This window comes from Natrononativus sp. DTA114, assembly GCF_059736515.1.
In genome coordinates this window covers 60003-78983 of the sequence record NZ_JCASSN010000004.1, presented here as the reverse complement: position 1 = coordinate 78983, position 18981 = coordinate 60003, and the positions used below count along the sequence as shown (strand labels likewise).

Annotated in this window: 15 protein-coding genes and 1 pseudogene; 13 read left to right on the top strand and 3 right to left on the bottom strand. The window is 61.0% G+C overall.

Annotated elements, in window-relative coordinates:
• Positions 1-208 precede the first annotated feature (208 nt).
• A complete protein-coding gene (locus tag AC6I6S_RS16115; protein ID WP_497951606.1) occupies positions 209-979 on the top strand; it encodes a carbon-nitrogen hydrolase family protein in 771 nt (256 codons plus the stop codon).
• 44 nt (positions 980-1023) lie between these two features.
• Here the strand turns inward: AC6I6S_RS16115 and AC6I6S_RS16110 are convergent, their stop codons facing one another.
• Positions 1024-2310, bottom strand: coding sequence for an MFS transporter (locus AC6I6S_RS16110; protein WP_497951963.1), 1287 nt, complete (start codon positions 2308-2310; stop codon positions 1024-1026).
• Between the two features lie 896 nt (positions 2311-3206).
• Between AC6I6S_RS16110 and AC6I6S_RS16105 the strand changes: the two genes are divergently transcribed.
• Both AC6I6S_RS16105 and AC6I6S_RS16100 read left to right on the top strand, forming a co-directional pair.
• Positions 3207-4640: an MATE family efflux transporter gene (locus AC6I6S_RS16105; protein ID WP_497951605.1), complete on the top strand. Its 1434-nt coding sequence runs from the start codon at positions 3207-3209 to the stop codon at positions 4638-4640.
• A 420-nt stretch (positions 4641-5060) separates the two neighbouring features.
• Positions 5061-6068, top strand: coding sequence for a multicopper oxidase family protein (locus tag AC6I6S_RS16100; RefSeq protein ID WP_497951603.1), 1008 nt, complete (start codon positions 5061-5063; stop codon positions 6066-6068).
• A 53-nt stretch (positions 6069-6121) separates the two neighbouring features.
• On the opposite strand, the gene AC6I6S_RS16095 is transcribed toward AC6I6S_RS16100, so the two are convergent.
• Positions 6122-7528: a transposase gene (locus tag AC6I6S_RS16095; protein WP_497951601.1), complete on the bottom strand. Its 1407-nt coding sequence runs from the start codon at positions 7526-7528 to the stop codon at positions 6122-6124.
• A 358-nt stretch (positions 7529-7886) separates the two neighbouring features.
• Here AC6I6S_RS16095 and AC6I6S_RS16090 point away from each other — a divergent pair, with 358 nt between their 5' ends.
• The 10 genes and pseudogenes from AC6I6S_RS16090 (at position 7887) to AC6I6S_RS16045 (ending at position 17469) form a co-directional block, all read left to right on the top strand.
• Positions 7887-8333 (top strand): hypothetical protein, encoded by a 447-nt coding sequence (locus tag AC6I6S_RS16090; RefSeq protein ID WP_497951600.1) that lies wholly within the window; start codon positions 7887-7889, stop codon positions 8331-8333.
• A 310-nt stretch (positions 8334-8643) separates the two neighbouring features.
• Positions 8644-10110, top strand: a complete 1467-nt coding sequence (locus AC6I6S_RS16085; protein WP_497951599.1) for an aldehyde dehydrogenase family protein — start codon at positions 8644-8646, stop codon at positions 10108-10110.
• Between the two features lie 105 nt (positions 10111-10215).
• Entirely contained in the window at positions 10216-11193 is a 978-nt protein-coding gene (locus tag AC6I6S_RS16080; RefSeq protein ID WP_497951597.1) for an isocitrate/isopropylmalate dehydrogenase family protein, read from the top strand.
• A gap of 171 nt (positions 11194-11364) precedes the next feature.
• Positions 11365-12924 carry an ABC transporter substrate-binding protein gene (locus tag AC6I6S_RS16075; protein ID WP_497951595.1) on the top strand — a complete coding sequence of 520 codons (1560 nt, stop codon included), beginning with the start codon at positions 11365-11367 and terminating at the stop codon, positions 12922-12924.
• A 156-nt stretch (positions 12925-13080) separates the two neighbouring features.
• Positions 13081-13830 (top strand): SDR family NAD(P)-dependent oxidoreductase, encoded by a 750-nt coding sequence (locus tag AC6I6S_RS16070; protein ID WP_497951594.1) that lies wholly within the window; start codon positions 13081-13083, stop codon positions 13828-13830.
• Between the two features lie 9 nt (positions 13831-13839).
• Complete coding sequence (locus AC6I6S_RS16065; protein ID WP_497951592.1) at positions 13840-15105, top strand: ArgE/DapE family deacylase; 1266 nt, start codon at positions 13840-13842, stop codon at positions 15103-15105.
• Complete coding sequence (locus tag AC6I6S_RS16060; RefSeq protein ID WP_497951590.1) at positions 15098-16003, top strand: hypothetical protein; 906 nt, start codon at positions 15098-15100, stop codon at positions 16001-16003. The genes AC6I6S_RS16065 and AC6I6S_RS16060 overlap by 8 nt, the downstream gene beginning before the upstream one ends.
• On the top strand, positions 16000-16770 hold the full coding sequence (locus tag AC6I6S_RS16055; RefSeq protein ID WP_497951588.1) for a hypothetical protein: 771 nt from the start codon (positions 16000-16002) through the stop codon (positions 16768-16770). Before AC6I6S_RS16060 ends, AC6I6S_RS16055 begins: the two co-directional genes overlap by 4 nt.
• Positions 16771-16953: 183 nt before the next feature.
• Positions 16954-17115 (top strand): annotated as a pseudogene (locus AC6I6S_RS16050) (winged helix-turn-helix transcriptional regulator); the annotation flags it as partial.
• A gap of 54 nt (positions 17116-17169) precedes the next feature.
• Complete coding sequence (locus AC6I6S_RS16045) at positions 17170-17469, top strand: Lrp/AsnC family transcriptional regulator (protein ID WP_497951962.1); 300 nt, start codon at positions 17170-17172, stop codon at positions 17467-17469.
• Between the two features lie 29 nt (positions 17470-17498).
• Here the strand turns inward: AC6I6S_RS16045 and AC6I6S_RS16040 are convergent, their stop codons facing one another.
• Positions 17499-18971: a CoA-acylating methylmalonate-semialdehyde dehydrogenase gene (locus tag AC6I6S_RS16040; protein ID WP_497951586.1), complete on the bottom strand. Its 1473-nt coding sequence runs from the start codon at positions 18969-18971 to the stop codon at positions 17499-17501.
• Positions 18972-18981: the final 10 nt, after the last annotated feature.

The following is an 18981-nucleotide window of genomic DNA, read 5'->3' as shown; positions in this document are numbered from 1 at the left end:
CTCGCCCACCGGTTAACCCTCGAGTCGTACAGACGCCACCTTTTTTCAGGCGGCGTCTGTCGACACCCGGCCTCGAGGGCAGGGTATCCACCTCGACCAGTGATGAACACCGGGATATGTCGGACCGAACGCTCATCCCCGATTAGCCCACAGGAGTGTGTATGATCGACTCGCCATCTGCGTGGCTGCCCCCCGGCGGTGAGCGGCCGTGACCGGGCGACTCGCGGCCTGTCAGTTCGAACCCGCGATCGGTGACGTCGCGGCGAACCTCGAAACCATCCGTGAACTCGGGAGTCGACTCGAGACGACGACCGAACTCGCCGTGTTTCCCGAACTCTGTGTGACCGGCTACGATCTCGACACGGTAACCGAACTCGCAACATCGGTCCCCGGCCCGATCGTCGACGACCTGATCGCCATCGCTGCCGACCTCGACACCACCCTCGCCGTCGGCCTGCCCGAACGCGCCGACGGAGCCCTGTACAACACGACCGTGCTCGTCTCGCCGAACGGCACAGAAGCTGTGTACCGAAAACGGTATCTCTGGGGCGAGGAAGCCACAGTCTTCGACGCCGGACACCAGCCGGTGACCGCCGAGACAGCCGTCGGCACCGTCGGTATCTGCTGTTGTTACGACCTCAATTTCCCGGAGGTCGGCCTCGAGTACGCCCGTCTCGAGTGTGACGCTCTCGCGGTAACTGCCGCCTGGCGCACGGCGTTTCTCGACGACTGGCGGCTCCTGACGCGAGCGCGTGCCCGTGACGGACTCTGCTACGTCGCGGCCTCCAATCACACCGGCGACCAGCGCGGCCGCCAGCACGCCGGTCACAGCCTCGTTGCCGGCCCCGGCGGGCAGATTCGCACCGAAACGGAGCGGTCGACGGCAGTCGCAAGCGCTCGCTTCGCTGTGGACGACCTCGAGCGCGAGCGCGAACGAAATCCGGTTCGCCAGACGCGTCTCTCCCGTGGCGACAGGTAATCAACGCTCATGAGACCACTGCCGACGACAGCGACACAGCTCCTTCACTGCGTTCCTGTTTTCGCATTCGAACCGGTCGGTGGTCCTTCGATTGGAGATTCCCAGAGTAGGATCGCAACTGAACCGACGATCAGTATCACACCTGCTGCCGAGAGCGCGATCAGCGGTGACACTGCATCCGAGATCACGCCGCTTCCAAGTTGGAACGGGATGACAGTTACTGCGCTCACCATCGCCATTGCGCTCAACACCGTCGCACGACCGAGCGTTTCGATACGGTCGTTCACGTACTGTCCAGCAAGCACTCGCGTCGGTTCAACACACGCCCACCCCACGAACAACGCGATGAGCGCTATCGGAGGCACGAACACCATCGCCGTTAACAGACCACCGACGAGGAACGGGATTACGACGAACCACCGACGCAACCCAATCACCTCCTCGAGAAGGCTGATACGGTAGGTGATCGCTGCCGAAACGAGATTGATCGCTGCGTAGTACACCCCGAGCAGCGTTTCGACGTTGTCGGTCGAAATAGCGAGCGTGTAGGGGTTTTCTCGACTGGGAACAGGGAATGAGAGGGAAAGACTCATGTTCAGACTGGTCACGACGGACTCGAAGATCGGCTGGAGAAAAATGAACACGAGATAGGTAACGGCTGAGAACAATACGAAGTAGTAGACGATGAACGACCGGAGGCGACGCTGGCCGATAGCCCGCGTAACGACGCCCCACGCCTCTCGAATACCCATCTCGCTCGAATCGCTTTCCTCGTACGTTGTCGGTTCATCCAGTGTCACGATCACGAGCAGCCCGACTCCGGTAAACAGCGCAGCCGCGAGAAACGGGTACATAAGGTCGAGCCCCCCGAGATACCCGCCAACGAGTGACGCACCGACACCAGCCGTCAAGGCAACCGATTGGCCACGTCCCCGAATGCGGGTGAACTCGTCACTCGCAGCGACGTCCGTGAGCGTTTCGTACACCCACGCATCTTCCGTTCCTGAGCGGAAGTTATAGCCAAGCGACCAGCAGATGAACAAGAGGGCAAATGCAAGAAACGAAGAGGCGAACGCGATACCAACTAACGTCGCCGTAATGAGTGCTGATCCGACGAGAAGGCTATTTCGACGGCCGATTCGATCGCCGACGTATCCAGTCGGCACCTCGCCGAGAACCGTCGTGAGGTTGTAGAGCGCCTCGATGATCACGATATGAGTGAACGAGAGTCCCTGTGAGAGAAAGTAGAGATACATGATCGGCCGATAGAACTCAACCGCTTCCGTCGCTTTGTAAAGATAATATTTGAAAACTGCCCCGGAAATCGCCATATCCCAGCAGTTACACCACGCACCCCTAACGTCTTTGATATACATCGACGACTGTTCCTTCCCTATTCGATGGCCCGCCCGGATCAGCCAGGGTTCACCGACCGAGAGACAGTGAATTGCCTCGGGTCGAGTGGTTCGAAAAAGCGGCGCTCTCTCGTCATCAAGAGAAACAGACGGTTTCGCGGACATCGCAAATCGAAGATTCGCTCAGTCACGGAAGACCGAAGGTCATCCGAACGACTCCGAGGGTAAAACGAGACGAAGAGAGGAGTGGCACCGCCATGAAGATAATTGTGACTTTCATTATTACATCCATATAGAAAATGCGATACATTGTGTGTCTAACTGTCAACCTAACATAATTCTTATGGCGGTGATCACCAATGGTATATTGTGAACGACGAAGATTTCCCGCCCCGCCCGGAACGCTGCGAACTTGGTGTCACCCGAGACGAAGTCAAGTGGTTACAAGACGTCATCAACGCGAGACGCGCTCGCGTTGAGCGGGGTAACAGGCGCTGAGGAGCGGTTTCTCGAGCAGTCGAGCACGTGGCACTCCGGCGTGGGGATGTCTGCACTCGAGTCTGTGGCCCGGAACACCCAGCGTGCCATGTAGTTCTACGGTCGAACGCCGGCACCTTCGATCACCTGGTATAGCTGCGATCACACGTGACGGTCCACCGGTTCCAGCCGAGGGGCGTCCACGAACGGTCAACCCCAGAGTGGCGGGAGAAAACCAGCGTTCCAGAGGCGGACCGTCGTCCTCGAGATCGAACGACGCGTAGTACGCTGCCTCGACCGCCTGAGGACGTCGGCGTACTGTCGTCTGCCGGAGACTCCGACGAGCGATTCGGAATGTCGCCAGAGGTAAGTCACCGCCGGGGGTAGATCCTGATATGTCGGAGGACAGTGACGACGCGGTCGACACCCTCGGCCGGTACCTCGACCGGCTGGGGATCATCGACGCCGAGCGGTTGCGGCCGACGCTTGAACTCGCCTGGCCGCGCGTCGTCACGGGTTTTGCGATCATGTCCAAACAGACCGCCGACCTCGCGATGGTCGGCATCGCCGTCGGCACCGCCGGGACGGCGGGTCTGGCGTTCGCGCTCGGCTACTGGAGCGTCGTCGTTCTCTTGGGGCTGGGGCTGGCGGGCGGAACGGTGAGTCTCGTCTCGCAGAACTACGGCGGCGGCCGGGAGGACCGCGCGTCACTCGTCGTCACACAGAGCGCGTTGGTCGCAGCGCTTTTTGCCGCCCCGATCATGGCCGTCTTCGTCCTGTTTGCCCCCGAACTGATCGCTGTTCTGGGTGCCGAGTCCGAGGCGCACCGGCACGGAACCGTCTATCTGCTGTTCGTCACGCCGGCCGTGCTCTTCGAGCTGTTGAACCTGATCGCCAGCCGGACCTACACCGGCGTCGGGGACACGTTCACCGAGATGGTCGTTCGAAGTGGCGGGGCGGTGCTCAACGTCGTCCTCAGCGCGGTGTTCATCTTCGGGCTCGGGATGGGCGTCGCCGGGGCCGCCCTGGGAACGACGCTTTCGACCGGTGTGGTGCTGGTCGTCCTCGGGTGGGGAATGGTCGGCCGCTCCTACGGCGGCCTGGGCATGGAGCCGAGCCCGGTTCCGATCTCGCTGTCGACGCCGCTCGTGGACCTCGCGATCGTCCGTCAACTGCTCGAGGTCGCGGCTCCCGAGATCGGTCGCCGGGTCGCCGAGGGTCTCGTTATCTTCCCGCTCCTGTGGATCGCCGCCTCGTTTGGCCCCGTCGTCGTGACCGCCCTGGAGGTCGCACGGCGGGTTCGTGCGATGATCAACAGCATCAACTGGGGGATGTCACTGGCGTCGAGTTCGCTCGTCGGCCAGCATCTCGGCGCCAACGAGGAATCGGAGGCCGGTGCCTACGGCTCGGAAATCATCCGTCTGGCGATGATGGTATACCTGGTCGTCGCGACCGCCGTGATCCTGTTCGCGGCACCGATCGCCGAACTGTTCGTCTCCGGCTCCGAGGAGGTTTCCGTGACCGCGACGTTCGTCGCAGTCGCCGCGATCAGCGCCGTCGGCCTCGGCCTCGACGGGACGGCCTCGGGTGCACTCGTCGGCGCCGGTGATACCCGCTGGCCCTTCGTTGCCTCGCTGATCGGCCGGTACGTCTTCGCGTTGCCCGTCGCACTGTTCGGGTTGGTCACGCCGCTCGGCGTTGCCGGCCTTTACCTGGCGCTCGTCCTAGAGTCGTTCGTCCCGGGAGGCATCAACTACGGACTGTTCAGGTCCGGCCGTTGGAAGGTCGTCAGCCGGCGATATCGGCCGAGTCCGGACGCCAGTGAATGACCCATCCCACTCGCTCGCCACGAACGGTGTGACTCGCTCCTCGAGGGTGGCTTCCCGCCTCTCGAACGGGACTTCCTGAGACCATGACGCGACGTACATTCCTCCGAGCGGTTCGAAAGAACAGTCGGGAGCAAGCACAGCGGTCGAAACCGCCTGTCCTGGATCGTCTACGACAGGTCACCACGCAAAATCAGATGAGCCACCCGTGGTGGGCGGCTTTTGCACACGTGAGACACGACAGGGAATCTACCCTGCTACAATTGCTTGAACAGTTGGCCAATTCCTATACTCCGGGAATGCGCTTCCCTATTCTTGTTTTTGTCGCAACTATACCAAAGTGTGATGAACGCCTGGAACGGCTTGATAGGGACAAACTCGACTCGACGGGTATTTTTGACAACGCTCGGCGGAGCGAGCGCTTTGGCTCTCGCGGGGTGTGTAGGGGGGAACCCGGACGAAGGCGCCAGCGAACCAGGGAACGGTGCGGACGAAAGCGACAGCGAACCGAGAAACAACGTGACCCTCGAGAAGTGGGTCGACGAGGTGCCCCGTCCCGGCACCGTCGCTCCCTCGCGGACCAAGGACGGACAGCCGTACTACGAGATCGAGATGCAGGCGGCCGAACAGAAACTCCACAGGGACCTTCCGGCGACGACGATTTTCGGCTACAATGGTCAGTACCCGGGCCCGACAATCGAGGCGCAGAAGGGAGAACCGATCTGCGTCCGGTGGCAAAACGACTTGCCGGACGAACACATCCTCCCGGTGGACACGACCGTCTACGAAGAGACAGCACCGCACCACCTCGACAGCGTGTGGGCTACGACCCACCTGCACGGCGGCAACGTCGGTCCTGCGGACGACGGGCAGTCGATGACGTGGTTCACACCTGGCTTCGAGGAAACGGGACCAGCGTTTGAGAAGAAAGACTACTACTATCAGAACGACCAGCCTGCGTCGACGCTGTGGTACCACGATCATGCCAAGGCAATCACCCGACTCAACGTATACGCCGGTCTCGCCGGGCTGTACGTTCTCCGCAGCGATCACGAGGAGAGTCTCGGATTGCCCAGCGGCGAGTACGAGATCCCACTCGTGTTTCAGGATCGCTCGTTCAACGAGGACGGCTCGCTGTACTATCCCTCCGGCCCGGAGGAGACCGACGAGGAGCTCCCCGAGCCGAGCATTGTCCCGGCGTGGCACGGCGACACCTCGATGGTCAACGGCAAGGCGTGGCCACGGCTCTCCGTGGAGCCTCGTAAGTACCGGTTTCGGATGCTCAACGGGGCGAACAGCAGGTACTACCGGCTCAAGTTGTTCGAGTACGATGAGCAGACGGAGACGCTCGGGGACGGCGGACCGGCGTTCGTCGGGATCGGAAACGACGGCGGCCTGCTTCGGGAGCCATTGACATCCTCCCCGCGCTGAAGCGCGAGGATTCCCACGTGGGCGACACAGCCAAGGGTCGCGTCGTGGTGAACTTACGGGTTCGCTGACGCCTCGTTGGTCGGATGACCACCGTGTTCCCCGTGAGAGACGGGTGTCCACGAGTGATCGTTCCACTGGAGGTGCGTAACCTCAAGATTGAGATCATCGCCCCGTGAGCGTTCAGCATCACGGGCAGCGGGCCGTGCCATCGGCCCGAATTCGTCTTCAAACGATGCCGCTGAGTGTGTGACGAGCAGATTCACCGCTCCGACCACGTCGGCGTGACCGGCGAAACCACAGTCCGAACAGCGAAAGTCGTCGCCGTCGCGATCGACGGCTTCGTCGGTCGCGCCACAGCACGGGCAGGTCGAACTCGAACCCGCCTCCGATTCCTCCTGAAGCCGCATCCCGTCGACTTCCTCGAACACGTCCGAAAGCCGATTACAGAGCGAGCCGTGACTCCAAAACGCATGGGTTTTCATGTTGACGGTAGCCGACCAGTGCGTCGAAAGTACGTCACTCAGATCACCGACGATGACGTCTTCGACGCCACCGGCGGCGAGCCACTCCACGAGGTGTCTCACTGATGCATCGTGGTGGTGATCGCGGCGGTTGCGCCGGTCGTCGTACCGGTGGTCGATCCGCTCGCTGGTGTGGCGGCCGTCCGGAAGTTTCGATTGCAGGTCTGCGATATGGGTTGAGATTGACTGGAAGCGGGTGAACTCGCTGCGGGCGTTGAACACGAGGGCCTCTCCAGCGTCGGTGACGACGCTGAAGGTGTTGTTGGCTCCGACGTCGATTGCGGCGGTGGTCGCCTGAGATGGGGTGGTCGCGTTCCCAGAAGGTGTGTAAGTCTGTCCACCCGCGTGAACGCAAAGAGTTGGCTGTTTCACGGGGTGCCTGACGCAAACCACATCGTATGTCTCATCGTACCACAACTGCAACTGACAGTCTTTGCCCTGCCACCGTTGAACGCCCTTGAGATGCAATCGGAGGCGCTGACGGCCGCCGTAGCCGTATTTCTCTTTGAGTGCCTTCCCGATGGTGAACTGGATGGTGGAACGGTCGCCGTCCCACTCGATCTCGTAGAGGTCGTTGCGGATCAGCGTGAACAGAGGGGAGCCGTCCGACCGATTCCCCCAGTACCCCGGCAGACCGGGTTCGTCCGCAAGTTCTCCGCGCTCGTACTTCCCATCGAGTTCGAAGTACGACCGCCACTGCTCGCGGTTCTTGCGTTCGAGTTGATCGAACGTGCCGCTCCCGATGACGGGAACGTACTTCTCGCGAAGGTCGCGGAGGTCGACCTCGTACACGTCGCCGTCGGGGTCGAAGTAGGCGTCGTGGCGGCGGTAGTTGATCTCGTTGTAGCAGGCATCGCTGGACGCGGCGAACTCGCAGTAGATACGCTTCGCCTCACGCGAGGGAAACATAGCCACATACGAGTTCGTTCGGTCGTCCATCACGTCTACCAACCTCACCCATGTTTTTAAACGTGGGTGTCGCAGCCTGCCGATTCGGGTGGATGTGTCAGCAGTGTCGGCTTACCCCGCCCTGAAGGACGGGGCTTGCGCCTCGACATTCTACGTCAAACTCAGCCGTTACATTACAGTTGACTGTCTTCCCGTCAGTAATGAGACGAAAACGCACCATTGCACTCGGGGTGGCGGTAACCGTCCTCCTTCTGGCGATGGCCGCCGGAGCGTTCGCGACGCTCCCACTGAGCTACGACGAGCGCGATCCAGAGGGCGGTTTCGGAGGTGTCCCCGACGAGTCTGCCTACGATGCGACCGCCGAGTTGCGAGGTGATGGAGAACTACCGTGGCGGATCCAGACTGGACGATCCGCGATCGGATGGACGTGCTGTACGAGACGGACGACGGCGTCGTCGTCGAGCATCCCGATGTACAGCCCCATCTCGAGGATCAGGTCATGTTAATGAACTCGCTTGTCGTCTCGACTATGAACCGCCCGCCGTACGACCACGTCGACACCCGAGAAACCGACTCACGAGTGCTCGAGGTGTACGAACCCCAGGACGCCTGGCGGGACGGAAGCCGACCGTATCGGCTGACGAACACCGCCGGCGAAGTGCAAATCGACGCAGAAACGGGTGAGATCCTGGCCGTCGACATCACGTACGATGCAACTCGAGCGGAAACGTACGCCGATTTCTACTTCAACGTCAACGAGACGGTAACGATCGGGATCGCGTATGCGTTCGACGGTGACGGGAGCGACGCCGACGAACCGGAGTGGCTCGAGTGAGAAGTGAGGGACGACGAACAGCGCGGAGTCACCAGTAGTCCGATGCGTATAGCCCTCTGAGAATTCAGGATGGTAACCGAGGATCGAACTGTGCACATGTTGACCGTCTCGAGATCGGTGAGAGTGCATACACGATCGAAATCCCCGTAAAAGCCGGCTATTGAACATAATTCTCCACGATACCACATATGGATCTTATGTCCGGAATAGAACTGTGGCTGTCGAACATAATTCTGTGGGGGCCGAAGATACTCGAAAATAGCAGTATCTTTACGCAACTTTCAAAGCGAGAACGTGTGTAGTGTGCACCATGGGCCATGGAAACCTTGAGCCAACATACGATGCCTACGTCAATGGGTCGTGGAGGCCGCCCGCTGACGGCGACTATATCGACGTCATCGACCCGGCAACCGAAGCGACGGTGACAACCGTCGCCAACTGTACGGCGGCGGACGTCGACGCCGCGGTAACCGCCGCGCGCCGGGCCTTCCAGGAGTGGCGGGAGACACCCCCGGACGAACGCGGGCGGATCGTCTACGAGATCGGCCACCGCATCCGCGAAAATCAGGCCGAACTCGCCGCTCTCGAGAGTATCGACCAGGGCAAACCGCGCTCGCAGGCCGAAAGTGACATCGAGAGCGCGGCTCGATACTTCGAATACTACGCCGGATACACCGACAAACTGGAAGGAAAGAGCATTCCGCTCGGGTCGGACAAACTCGATTTCACGATCAGAGAACCGTACGGCGTCAGCGCACAGATCACGCCCTGGAACTTTCCCGGCAATCTCTTCGCTCGCGGGACCGCACCGGCGCTAGTCGGCGGTAACGCGGTCGTGCTCAAGCCGGCGCCCGAAACGCCGTTGAGTTCGCTTCGGTTAGCGGAGCTATGCAACGAAACCGATATCCCGGACGGACTGATCAACGTCGTTCCCGGCGGTGGTGAAACCGGAGCCGCGGTGACCTCCCATGAGGGGATCGATACGATCACGTTCACCGGCAGCGTCCCTACGGGTCAGGCGATAATGCAGTCGGCCGCCGAGACGATCACGCCGGTAACCCTCGAACTTGGCGGGAAGAACCCGGCACTGATCTTCCCGGATGCCGACCTCGAATCGGCGGCGGAAACGGTTTCGACGGCGATTTTCACCAACGCCGGACAGGTGTGTTCTGCGGCCGATCGGGCGCTCGTCCACGAGTCCGTCTACGACGAGTTCGTCGACCGGATCGTGGCGCTGGCTGAGGGCTATACGCTCGCCCCCGGTGGGGACGACGCGGATATGGGACCACTCGCCTCGGCTGCACAGTTCGAGAAGGTGACGAGCTACATCGATGTCGGGACCGAGGAGGGAGCGACGCTCGCAACCGGGGGGACGCCACCGGATCGAACCGGGTATTTCGTCCCGCCGACGGTGTTCACCGACGTGACCCCGGAAATGCGAATCGCCCAGGAAGAAATTTTCGGACCGGTGCTCTGTGTCATCCCGTTCGGCTCTGAAGCGGAGGCCATCGAGATCGCAAACGGGGTCGACTACGGCCTCGTGGCCGGCGTGTTCACAAATGATATATCGCGCGCAGGCCGGTTCGCGCGTCGGCTCGAAGCAGGGAACGTATACGTGAACGACTGGTTCGTCGATACCCAGCAGACGCCGTTCGGCGGCTACAAGCACAGTGGCATCGGCCGGGAGAAAGGACTCGAGGCCCTGGAATCGTACGTCCAGTCGAAGAACGTCGCCATAAACATCGGTGGTGAGGGTGGCAATCTTCCCGGCGCGTAACGCCGCTATCATCGATCCCTCCCCGGGTCGAGCCGAGTCGGACGCGACCACCCACGGTATCGACTGCAATCGTCGGACGGAAACGGACAACTCGGGGCGATCGGGATGAGCGAGCAAATCGCCGTCGTTCCCGGCGACGGAATCGGCCGCGAGGTCGTCCCAGCCGCTGTCTCGGTCCTCGAGGCGGTCGGCTCGTTCGAATACATCGAGGTCGAAGCTGGAGACGAGGTGCGAGAGCGACGCGGGTCGGCGCTACCGGCTGAGACGCGAACGGCCGTCGTGGAGGCGGATGCGACTCTGCTCGGTGCCGTCGGAGAGACGGCCGCAGACGTCGTAATTCCCCTCAGAAATGCGCTCGATTCGTTCGTCAACGTACGCCCAGCTAGCGCCGTTCCCGGCACGAACGCGCTCTGTCCGGCGCTCGACGTGGTCATTCTTCGAGAGAACACGGAAGGCGTCTACGCAGGCCACGAGACGCGGCTGAGCGACGAGCTGTCGACGTTGACGCGCGTCTCGACGACGGCGGCTGCGACGCGACTCGCCGAGTTCGCCTGCCAATACGTCGAACAGCACGAGTGTTCGACCCTACACGTCGTCCATAAGGCGAACGTCATGCGTGAAACCGATGGCCGGTTCAGGGATGCCGTTCTCGACGTGGCACGCGAACGCGGCGTCCCGACTGAAGAGGTGCTGATGGATGCGTTCGCCACGCGGGTCTGTCTTTCACCGACCGAGTTCGACGTGGTCGTCACGCCGAACCTCGCCGGGGACGTCCTGTCCGATCTCGCGGCAGGTCTCGTCGGCGGTCTCGGTCTGCTCCCGTCCGCAAACCTCGGCCCCGAGGGCGGGCTATTCGAACCGGTACACGGAAGTGCACCCGACATCGCTGGGGAAGGAGTTGCTAATCCGGCGGCAACAATCCTCTCAGCGGCGATGTTACTGGACAACCTTGGCTACGATGATGGTGCTCGGGAGGTCCGACACGCCGTTACCGCCGTTCTCGAAAACGGACCGAAAACGCCCGACATGGGTGGGTCGGCTTCGACCGCCGAGATGACGGACGCGGTTCTTCGAACGCTGTAGATCCGGGCACAGTTCGGCCACAACACCACAGTTCGTCTTAAGGAATTCCGAGAGAAAAGGGTAAACACAGAACAGAATTCACTATTGTATCGGTGTCTACAGAAACTATTTTACTACCGACCGAGAATAGTGGCATCAGCGTTCATGACTGAGAGTTACAAACAGGGGCCGGTGGAGTCGTCCAGAAGGCGCGTACTCGCGGCGGCGGCCGCCGCTGGTGGGGTCGCCCTCGCGGGCTGTATGGGTGATGAAGACGACGATGGCACCGATGATACCGGTGACGGCGCCAACGGAAACGGTGACGGGGCCGAAACGCAGGTTTCGCTCGGAATCGGAAGGGGCGCATGGGACCTCATCCCTGCCCGTGACACCGACTTCGACTCGAACAAGGTATACTCGCTCGTGTACGACAACCTGGTCGACATCACTCCCGAGGGTGAGTACGTCCCGCAGTTGGCGACCGAATGGGAACTCGAGAACGATTCCCAGTACGTCTTCCACCTCGAGGAGGGAGTGACCTTCCACAACGGCGAGGAGTTCACTGCCAACGACGTAGAGTACACCTACGATTGGATCATGACCGAAGAAAACCCACGACGACACTACGTGGATATGGTCGAGGAGGTCGTCGTCGAAGACGATCACACCGTTCGCTTCGATCTCGAGCACCCACACGCGCCGTTCCTCGATAGTGTCGAGAAGGTCATGTGGCCCCTCTCCGAGGAGGCAGTCACCGAACACGGCGACGACTACAACGCGAACCCGGTCGGAACCGGACCGTACGAGTTCGTCGAGTGGAACTCCGGCGACAACGCGGTTCTCAGGAAGTACGACGATTACTGGGAAGATGGAACGCCGAGCATTGACGAGATCGAGTTCCGTATCCTACCGGACGAGTCGTCGATGGTTTCACAGCTCGAAACCGACTCCATCCAGTTGGTCGATCAGATGTCACCGCAGTTCGTCGACCAGATAGAGAACGCGCCGGGAGTATCAGTCCACCGGACGGACGACGTGAGTTCCGGTCGCGTTGACTTCAACACCGACGTTGAGCCCCTTGACGACCGGCAGGTTCGGCGAGCGATCGCCTGGGCGATCGACAAAGAGCAGATCGTCGAGACGGTGCTCCAAGGGTACGGTGAACCGGGTCGCTCGATCCTGCCGAGTTCCTTCCCCGAACACAACGGGGATCTCGAAGATTTCAATCATCCGCAGGGAGATCCCGACGAGGCAGAAGACCTCCTCGCCGAGGCCGGGCACGAGGATCTCTCACTCGAGATCATCACCTCGACGACGACCCAACACGAACAGACGGCGACGTTGATCCAGGATATGCTCGGAGCCATCGGGGTCGACGCGGACGTCCAGACGATGGACGGGTCAACGTTCTGGACGCGAGAGCAAGAAGGAGACTACGAAGTCGCAGTGTCGAACTGGGAATCGTTCGCCGACCCCGACGAGCTGTTGTATCTTCATCACACCGACGGACTCAACGTCTGGAACATCAGCAACCAGGAACTCGACGAGTTGCTCGAGGAACAGCGACGAACGACCGATTCGGACGAGCGTGGTGAGATCCTCGACAGTATTCAAGAAATTATCTACGAGGAGGCGTACTCAGTCTATACGTACTATCCAGAGCGGATCCAGGGCGTCTCCGACCGAATCGATGGATTCGAGCAGTATCCACACGGTGCGTTCCGGTCGCTTCGTAACGCAACATACGAATAGCGAGACGCGTCCTAGGACGACGCCTCATTGAATTAATTTCTGTGTGTTTCCGTTTAAGGAGATTTAGTTCATCATGTAGCCCACTTCAACGAACAGAGTCCCATCATCACCGGTCATGTCCCAAAACTTGATGATTGTTCGAATCGAGATCCGAGTATGAGTAACAGGGCACGAAGTGTAATCGTTACCGGCGCGGGGTCGGGAATGGGCGAGGCAACCGCCCGCCGATTTGCGGCGACCGGTGATCGGGTGCTGGTGGCCGACATCGACAGCGACGCCGCGGAATCGACCGTAAAAGCGATCGAAAACGACGAGGGGAGTGCGGTCGCACATCTCGCCGACGTCTCGGATCCCGCGTCGGTAAAAGAGATGGTCGAGAAGGCCGTGGAAGTCTTCGGAGGGGTTGACGTGCTGCATAACAACGCGGGCGTTCCACAGGAGTCGACACCGGTCGAAGACGTGACCGAAGCGACCTGGGACGCGATCCAAGACGTGAACCTGAAAAGCGCCTTTCTCGGCGCGAAATACGCCACACCCCATCTCCGCGAGTCCGACCGAGGGGTGATCATCAACACCGCATCAACCGCGGCGATCCGCCCGCGAACAGGCCTTTCTGCGTACGTCGCGTCGAAGGCAGGGATGGTCGGGCTCACGAAACAACTCGCATATGAACTCGCGCCGGACGATATTCGGGTGAACGCGATCTGTCCGGTAGCGACAGACACGCCGATGCTCCGGGAGTTCGCCGCCGGTGATCTCACCGTCGACGCGATGCAAGAGACGATTCCGTTGGGTCGGCTCTGTGAACCGGACGACGTCGCCGGTGCTGCGATGTTTCTCGCCAGCGAGGACGCCGCAATGATCACGGGCACCGCACTCGAAGTCGACGGTGGACGCGATATCTGAGCTACTACCATGACGACACGTGATGAAATCAGTGATGCCGTCGATGCACGGCGTGAGACGGCCGTGGAGTTCCTCTCCAATTTCCTCAAGATCGAAACCGAAAACCCGCCGGGGATGAACTACCGAGAGGGGGCACAGTTCCTCAGAGAACGGCTCGAAGAGCGCAAATACGACGTCGACCTGCTCGAAGTTCCGACGGCGACCGTCGAGGAGCACTATCCCGACCGGACCGACCACGACCGGGTGAACGTGCTCGCCCGCCTTGACGAAGGACGCGACGGACCAGATATCCATTTCACGGGGCACTTCGACGTTGTCCCCGCGGGTGAAGACTGGTCGACCGACCCGTACGAGCCGACGATCAAAGACGGTAATATCTACGCACGCGGGGCGAGTGACATGAAATCCGGAATCGCCGCGAGCGTGCTGGCCATCGACGCCCTGCGCGACCTGGGCGTCCCAATTCACGGAACGATCACCCAGAGCATGACCGTCGACGAGGAAACCGGCGGCTTCACTGGGCTCGGCGAACTGGTCCGCGAAGGCCACCTCTCGCGTGAAAACACCGATTACTGCATCTACACGGAGTGTTTCGACTCTTCACGGATTTGTCTCGGCCACCGCGGCGTGCTGAAATTCCGTGTCGTCACCCACGGCGAGAAAGCCCACGGCTGTATGGCCCACGACGGCAAAAACGCCGTCAGTGCCATGAACGACTTTCTGACCCGGATCGAAGACTACCGCAAGACGCTCCACGAGCGGACCACCGACGAACCGGTCGTGCCGGCGGCGTCGGCTCGAGCGGACATCTCCACAACGATGATCGATGCGGGTTACTCCGAAAACGTCGTCCCTGACCGATGTACGTCGACGTTCTACCGCGTGTTAGTTCCCGAAGAGAGCGTCGAGGACGCCCGCGAGGAGATCCAGTCGATGATGGCCGACACGGAAGCGACGACGGGAGCACAGGTGACCTACGAAGAGATCATGTTTGCAGAGCCGGCGCTCGTCTCGCGGAACTGTACGCTCGCCCAGTCGTTCGCCCGCGAGATCAAACCTCACCACGGATCACCCGAGTACGTCGTCTCGCCCGGCTCCGACGATCAACGCTTCGTCGTGAACGACGCCGGAATCGAAGAGTGCATCGTCTACGGGCCGGGGCTGCTCGAGCAGGCTCACGTCGAAGACGAGTACGTCCCGGTCGAGGAGATCACCACTGCTGCGGCGGTGATGGCCGCTGCGACCGCCGACCTCATGGGCCAGTTGGATGAGTAAAGCCGACCTTCCCGGACTCGAAACCGTTCGGGAACTATCGTGCGACGCGGCCGACGGAACCGGCGTGAATATTCTCGTCGGATCGGGAGCACTCGACGGGACTGATCCACTCACCGCCGCCACGGTTCGAGGAGACAACGACTCCCCGGCCGCATACGCCGGCCAGTGGGGTGCCCAGGCCGGACTCCTCGCAGCCGCCGCGACGGCTGTGGCCGGGCGCACGGCGCGACTCCACTATCCGGAGGTCGAACTGTCAGCCGACGGACCGTGGCTGGTACTGGAGCCACTCGGTGGTCGGATGGCGACCGTCGCTCGTGGCAGCGCCACCGTATTCGTCGACCTCGACCGCGAGCACTCCTCGAGTTCGGGCGGGAGCGTCGATCGCCACCTCGAGGCCGACAAGACGCGTCTGTCCGCGGTGCTCGAGGCTGCGCGCCCGCAACACGAACACTATCCGGTAGCCGACGATAGCCGTGGAGTGTTCACCGCGGGGATGACGACGTTTTCGCTCGTCAGCGTCGACGGTGACGACGAGACGATGACGGTTGTATTAGATGTCGAGACGACGCCAGTGACGACGGCCGGCAAAATCGAATCGCGTTTCTGTGACTGCGAGGGAGTGAAGACGGTTCGTCTCGAGCGGACGAGCGGCGTTCGGCGAATGCGGCCAGATCCCGGCCTGCGAGAAGCCGCTGAGAACGCACAGGTGGCCGTCCTCGGCGACGCGGATTACGCGTGGGTGTCGCCCGACAGCGCGCTTGCGGCCGTCCCTTCGACGAATTCGCTCGCCCTGGGGCTCGGTGCGGACGGCGAAGCGTTCGACCGAGAGCAGTTTACGGAGTCTGTACGCATCCTCGAGCGAACCCTCGATACGTTCACACCGGAGGACGCACCGTGAGAACGGTTTCGACCGCCGTTGACGGAGAGTACGTTCGCGTCGAACCGAGCGATGAGCCCGGGATACGAATCAACGGAATCCCGGCCACACTGGATCACGTCCGGAAGGCGGATGTACGCGTCGACCTCGTCGGCGACGGTCGGAACCGAGCGTTTGTGGTCGAACACGTGCTCGGGCCGCTCAGGCTCTGTGGCGTGACCGCCGCCGATGTCGTCGGCATCGCCGACACCTGGGACTTTTCTCGGCCCGAACACCGGATCTGCTATTCCACCGGGCTCGGGCCTGACGCAGTCGTCAGCCATCCGGCCGGACTCCCAAACCCCGCGTTGGTCGAGGCGGTGGCGAACGTCGGCACGAAGCGCCTCTCGGACGGTCGCCGGACGACGGTCGCCGAACCGGTTTCGCTGGAATCCAACGACGGGAGCATCACCGTTTCGCCGGCTCCACCGGGGGACGGCGCTTCGCTCGACCTCCAGTACGACGACGGGCGATTTGCCGCGGAGATTCCCACCGACGGAGCGGACTCCGCCGTTATCGACGGGGTAACGACCGCAACGACGCCGTACCTCGCCTCGGAACCCAGCGTGGCAGTAACCCACGCGGTTGCTGACGTCCTTTCGGACGTCGTCGTTCTCGGCGGTCTAGACGACGTGCAGATCGAGGCAACCCTCGGCGGTGCGTACCACGCGCTAACGGTCGGTGTTGCCAGACGCGCCCACAAAAACGGTCTGATCGTCGACAGCGAACGGACCGACGACCGCGAGTGACCAACCGATGGAAATACACGTCAGCAGAAAGAACCGTGCGTCCAGAACGACTATCGTCAGAAATAGCTAAGGGAAAGACCTGTGACGACACGGGTGCTCGGTTAGATCAGACGCCCCAAAATCGATGTAGAGACGCTGTTCGATTCCGTCTCCATCGATCCACGACAACACACTCATCCAACGATGCCTAAAAAACGATCACAAACCGATTCGTTCGATCAAACCGATGTCGATCTCCTCGCATACGTTGAAAACGACTTCGACGTCAATCTTACCGTCCTATCAGATGAACTTGGCCTCTCGAAGTCCGCGATACATTATCGACTCGAGAAACTGAAAGAACGGGGCGTCATTCGAGGTGTCACGGCGGATTTAGACCCCGTCCCGTTCGGCCTTGATATGGTGGCGATCACTGAGGTAGCGGTGACACATGAACAGGGGTACTCCGAGGATATCGGCAGTGAACTCGCCGAAATCCAGGGTATCGAACAGGTATACTACACGATGGGGGACGTCGACTTCATGACGATCATACGCGTCCAGGATCGTGAACAGATGAACGAGGTGATCGATCAGATCGTCGGCATCGACGGCGTGAAAGAAACATCCTCGCGGTTCGTCATGGACGAAGTCAAAAGCGACCCAAAAACGGTGACGATCATGTCCGACGAGATGAAACAGATCGTCCAGGAAGAGTAAGCGGCGGACACCGTGTCGAATGCGCCTACTCAGGCGTCTGGCCACCGCTCGATGTACACAGTCTCGTCGGTGTAAAAGCGAACCACGTCTTCGGATTGGGCGTGTAGATCACCGAAGAACGAGTCCTTCTGACCGCCGAAGTGGAAGAACGCCATCGGTGCTGCCGTCCCCGCATTAACGGCGAGGTTCCCGGCTTCTGCTTCGTGACGGAACTGCTTCGCCTCTGCACCGCTGTCCGTAAACAGGCTGGCGGCGTTCCCGAAGTCACTTCGGTTCATGATTTCGATTCCCTCCGAGACGTCGCTGACGGACATCAGTCCGAGCACCGGCCCGAAAATCTCCTCGCGCGAAATGACCATCTCCGGGGTGACGTCGCGGAAGATACATGGACCGAGGAAGTTCCCCGATTCGTCAACATCGATGTTCCGACCATCGACAACGAGTTCAGCTCCCTCTTCGATGCCGGATTCGACGTAATCGCGGACTCGCTGTTCGTGTTCAGCCGAGATGAGTGGCCCAACGGTCGTCTCTTCGTCTAAACCGTTGCCGACGACCTGTTCCCGAGCGTGTTCAACTACCTGTTCGACGAACTCCTCATAGACATCGTCTTCAACCAGGACGACGTCGTTTGCCAGACAGCGTTCGCCCGAACACGCGAGGGCAGAGCTGACCGTTTTCTCGGCCGCAAACTCGAGGTCTGCACTCGCGGAAACGATGACGTGATTTTTCGCACCGCCTTGGGCCTGCACCCGTTTGCCGTGGGCGGCGCTTTTTTCGTAAATCTGCCTGGCGACCGGAGTGCTGCCGACGAAGGAGATCCCTTCGACGTCGTCGTGTTCGATAAGTGCGTTGACCGTGTCCACGCCGCCGTTGACGAGTTGAACGACGCCATCGGGGAATCCCGCCTCATCGATGAGGTCGAAGAGCCGCTCAGTCACCAACGGGTCCTGCTCGCTGGGCTTGAGGATGAAGCTATTCCCGGTGGCGACCGCGTATGGGAGGAACCATAATGGGATCATTCCAGGGAAATTAAACGGCGTGATGGCAGCGAAGACACCCAGCGGTTCTCGAACCGCCGTTTCGTCGATCTCTGGGGCGGCGTTCTGAACGTGTCCAGACTGCATGAGCGTCGGGATCCCGCAGGCGACTTCGACGTTCTCGATGCCACGGCGAAGTTCGCCGCGGGCCTCGCCGACGGTTTTCCCGTGTTCCTGAACGAGGATCTCGGCGAGTTCCTGCTGGTGATCTTCCAACAGCTGTTTGAGCGTAAACAACGGTTGAATCCGTTCTTCGACCGGAGTCCGCCGCCATTGTTCGAACGCGTCGCGGCCAGCTGCAACGGCCGCATCAACGTCGTCATCGGTGCTGAAGCCGACGTAACCGATGGTGTCGCCGCTCGCCGGATTGACAACGTCTTGGCCGTCATCTGCCGTCGGAGCGACCCACGCTCCATCGATGTAGTTTTGGACATCGCCAAATGGTGGGGAGGCGTCGTGAGACATGCAGCTAAAG

Bases quoted from the DNA above. Each gene is read 5' to 3' on its own strand.
- AC6I6S_RS16085 (WP_497951599.1), top strand. From the start codon at position 8,644: ATGGGCCATGGAAACCTTGAGCCAACATACGATGCCTACGTCAATGGG.
- AC6I6S_RS16040 (WP_497951586.1), bottom strand. From the start codon at position 18,971: ATGTCTCACGACGCCTCCCCACCATTTGGCGATGTCCAAAACTACATC.
- AC6I6S_RS16110 (WP_497951963.1), bottom strand. From the start codon at position 2,310: ATGGCGATTTCCGGGGCAGTTTTCAAATATTATCTTTACAAAGCGACG.
- AC6I6S_RS16070 (WP_497951594.1), top strand. From the start codon at position 13,081: ATGAGTAACAGGGCACGAAGTGTAATCGTTACCGGCGCGGGGTCGGGA.
- AC6I6S_RS16095 (WP_497951601.1), bottom strand. From the start codon at position 7,528: ATGGACGACCGAACGAACTCGTATGTGGCTATGTTTCCCTCGCGTGAG.
- AC6I6S_RS16060 (WP_497951590.1), top strand. From the start codon at position 15,098: ATGAGTAAAGCCGACCTTCCCGGACTCGAAACCGTTCGGGAACTATCG.
- AC6I6S_RS16045 (WP_497951962.1), top strand. From the start codon at position 17,170: ATGGTGGCGATCACTGAGGTAGCGGTGACACATGAACAGGGGTACTCC.
- AC6I6S_RS16065 (WP_497951592.1), top strand. From the start codon at position 13,840: ATGACGACACGTGATGAAATCAGTGATGCCGTCGATGCACGGCGTGAG.
- AC6I6S_RS16080 (WP_497951597.1), top strand. From the start codon at position 10,216: ATGAGCGAGCAAATCGCCGTCGTTCCCGGCGACGGAATCGGCCGCGAG.
- AC6I6S_RS16105 (WP_497951605.1), top strand. From the start codon at position 3,207: ATGTCGGAGGACAGTGACGACGCGGTCGACACCCTCGGCCGGTACCTC.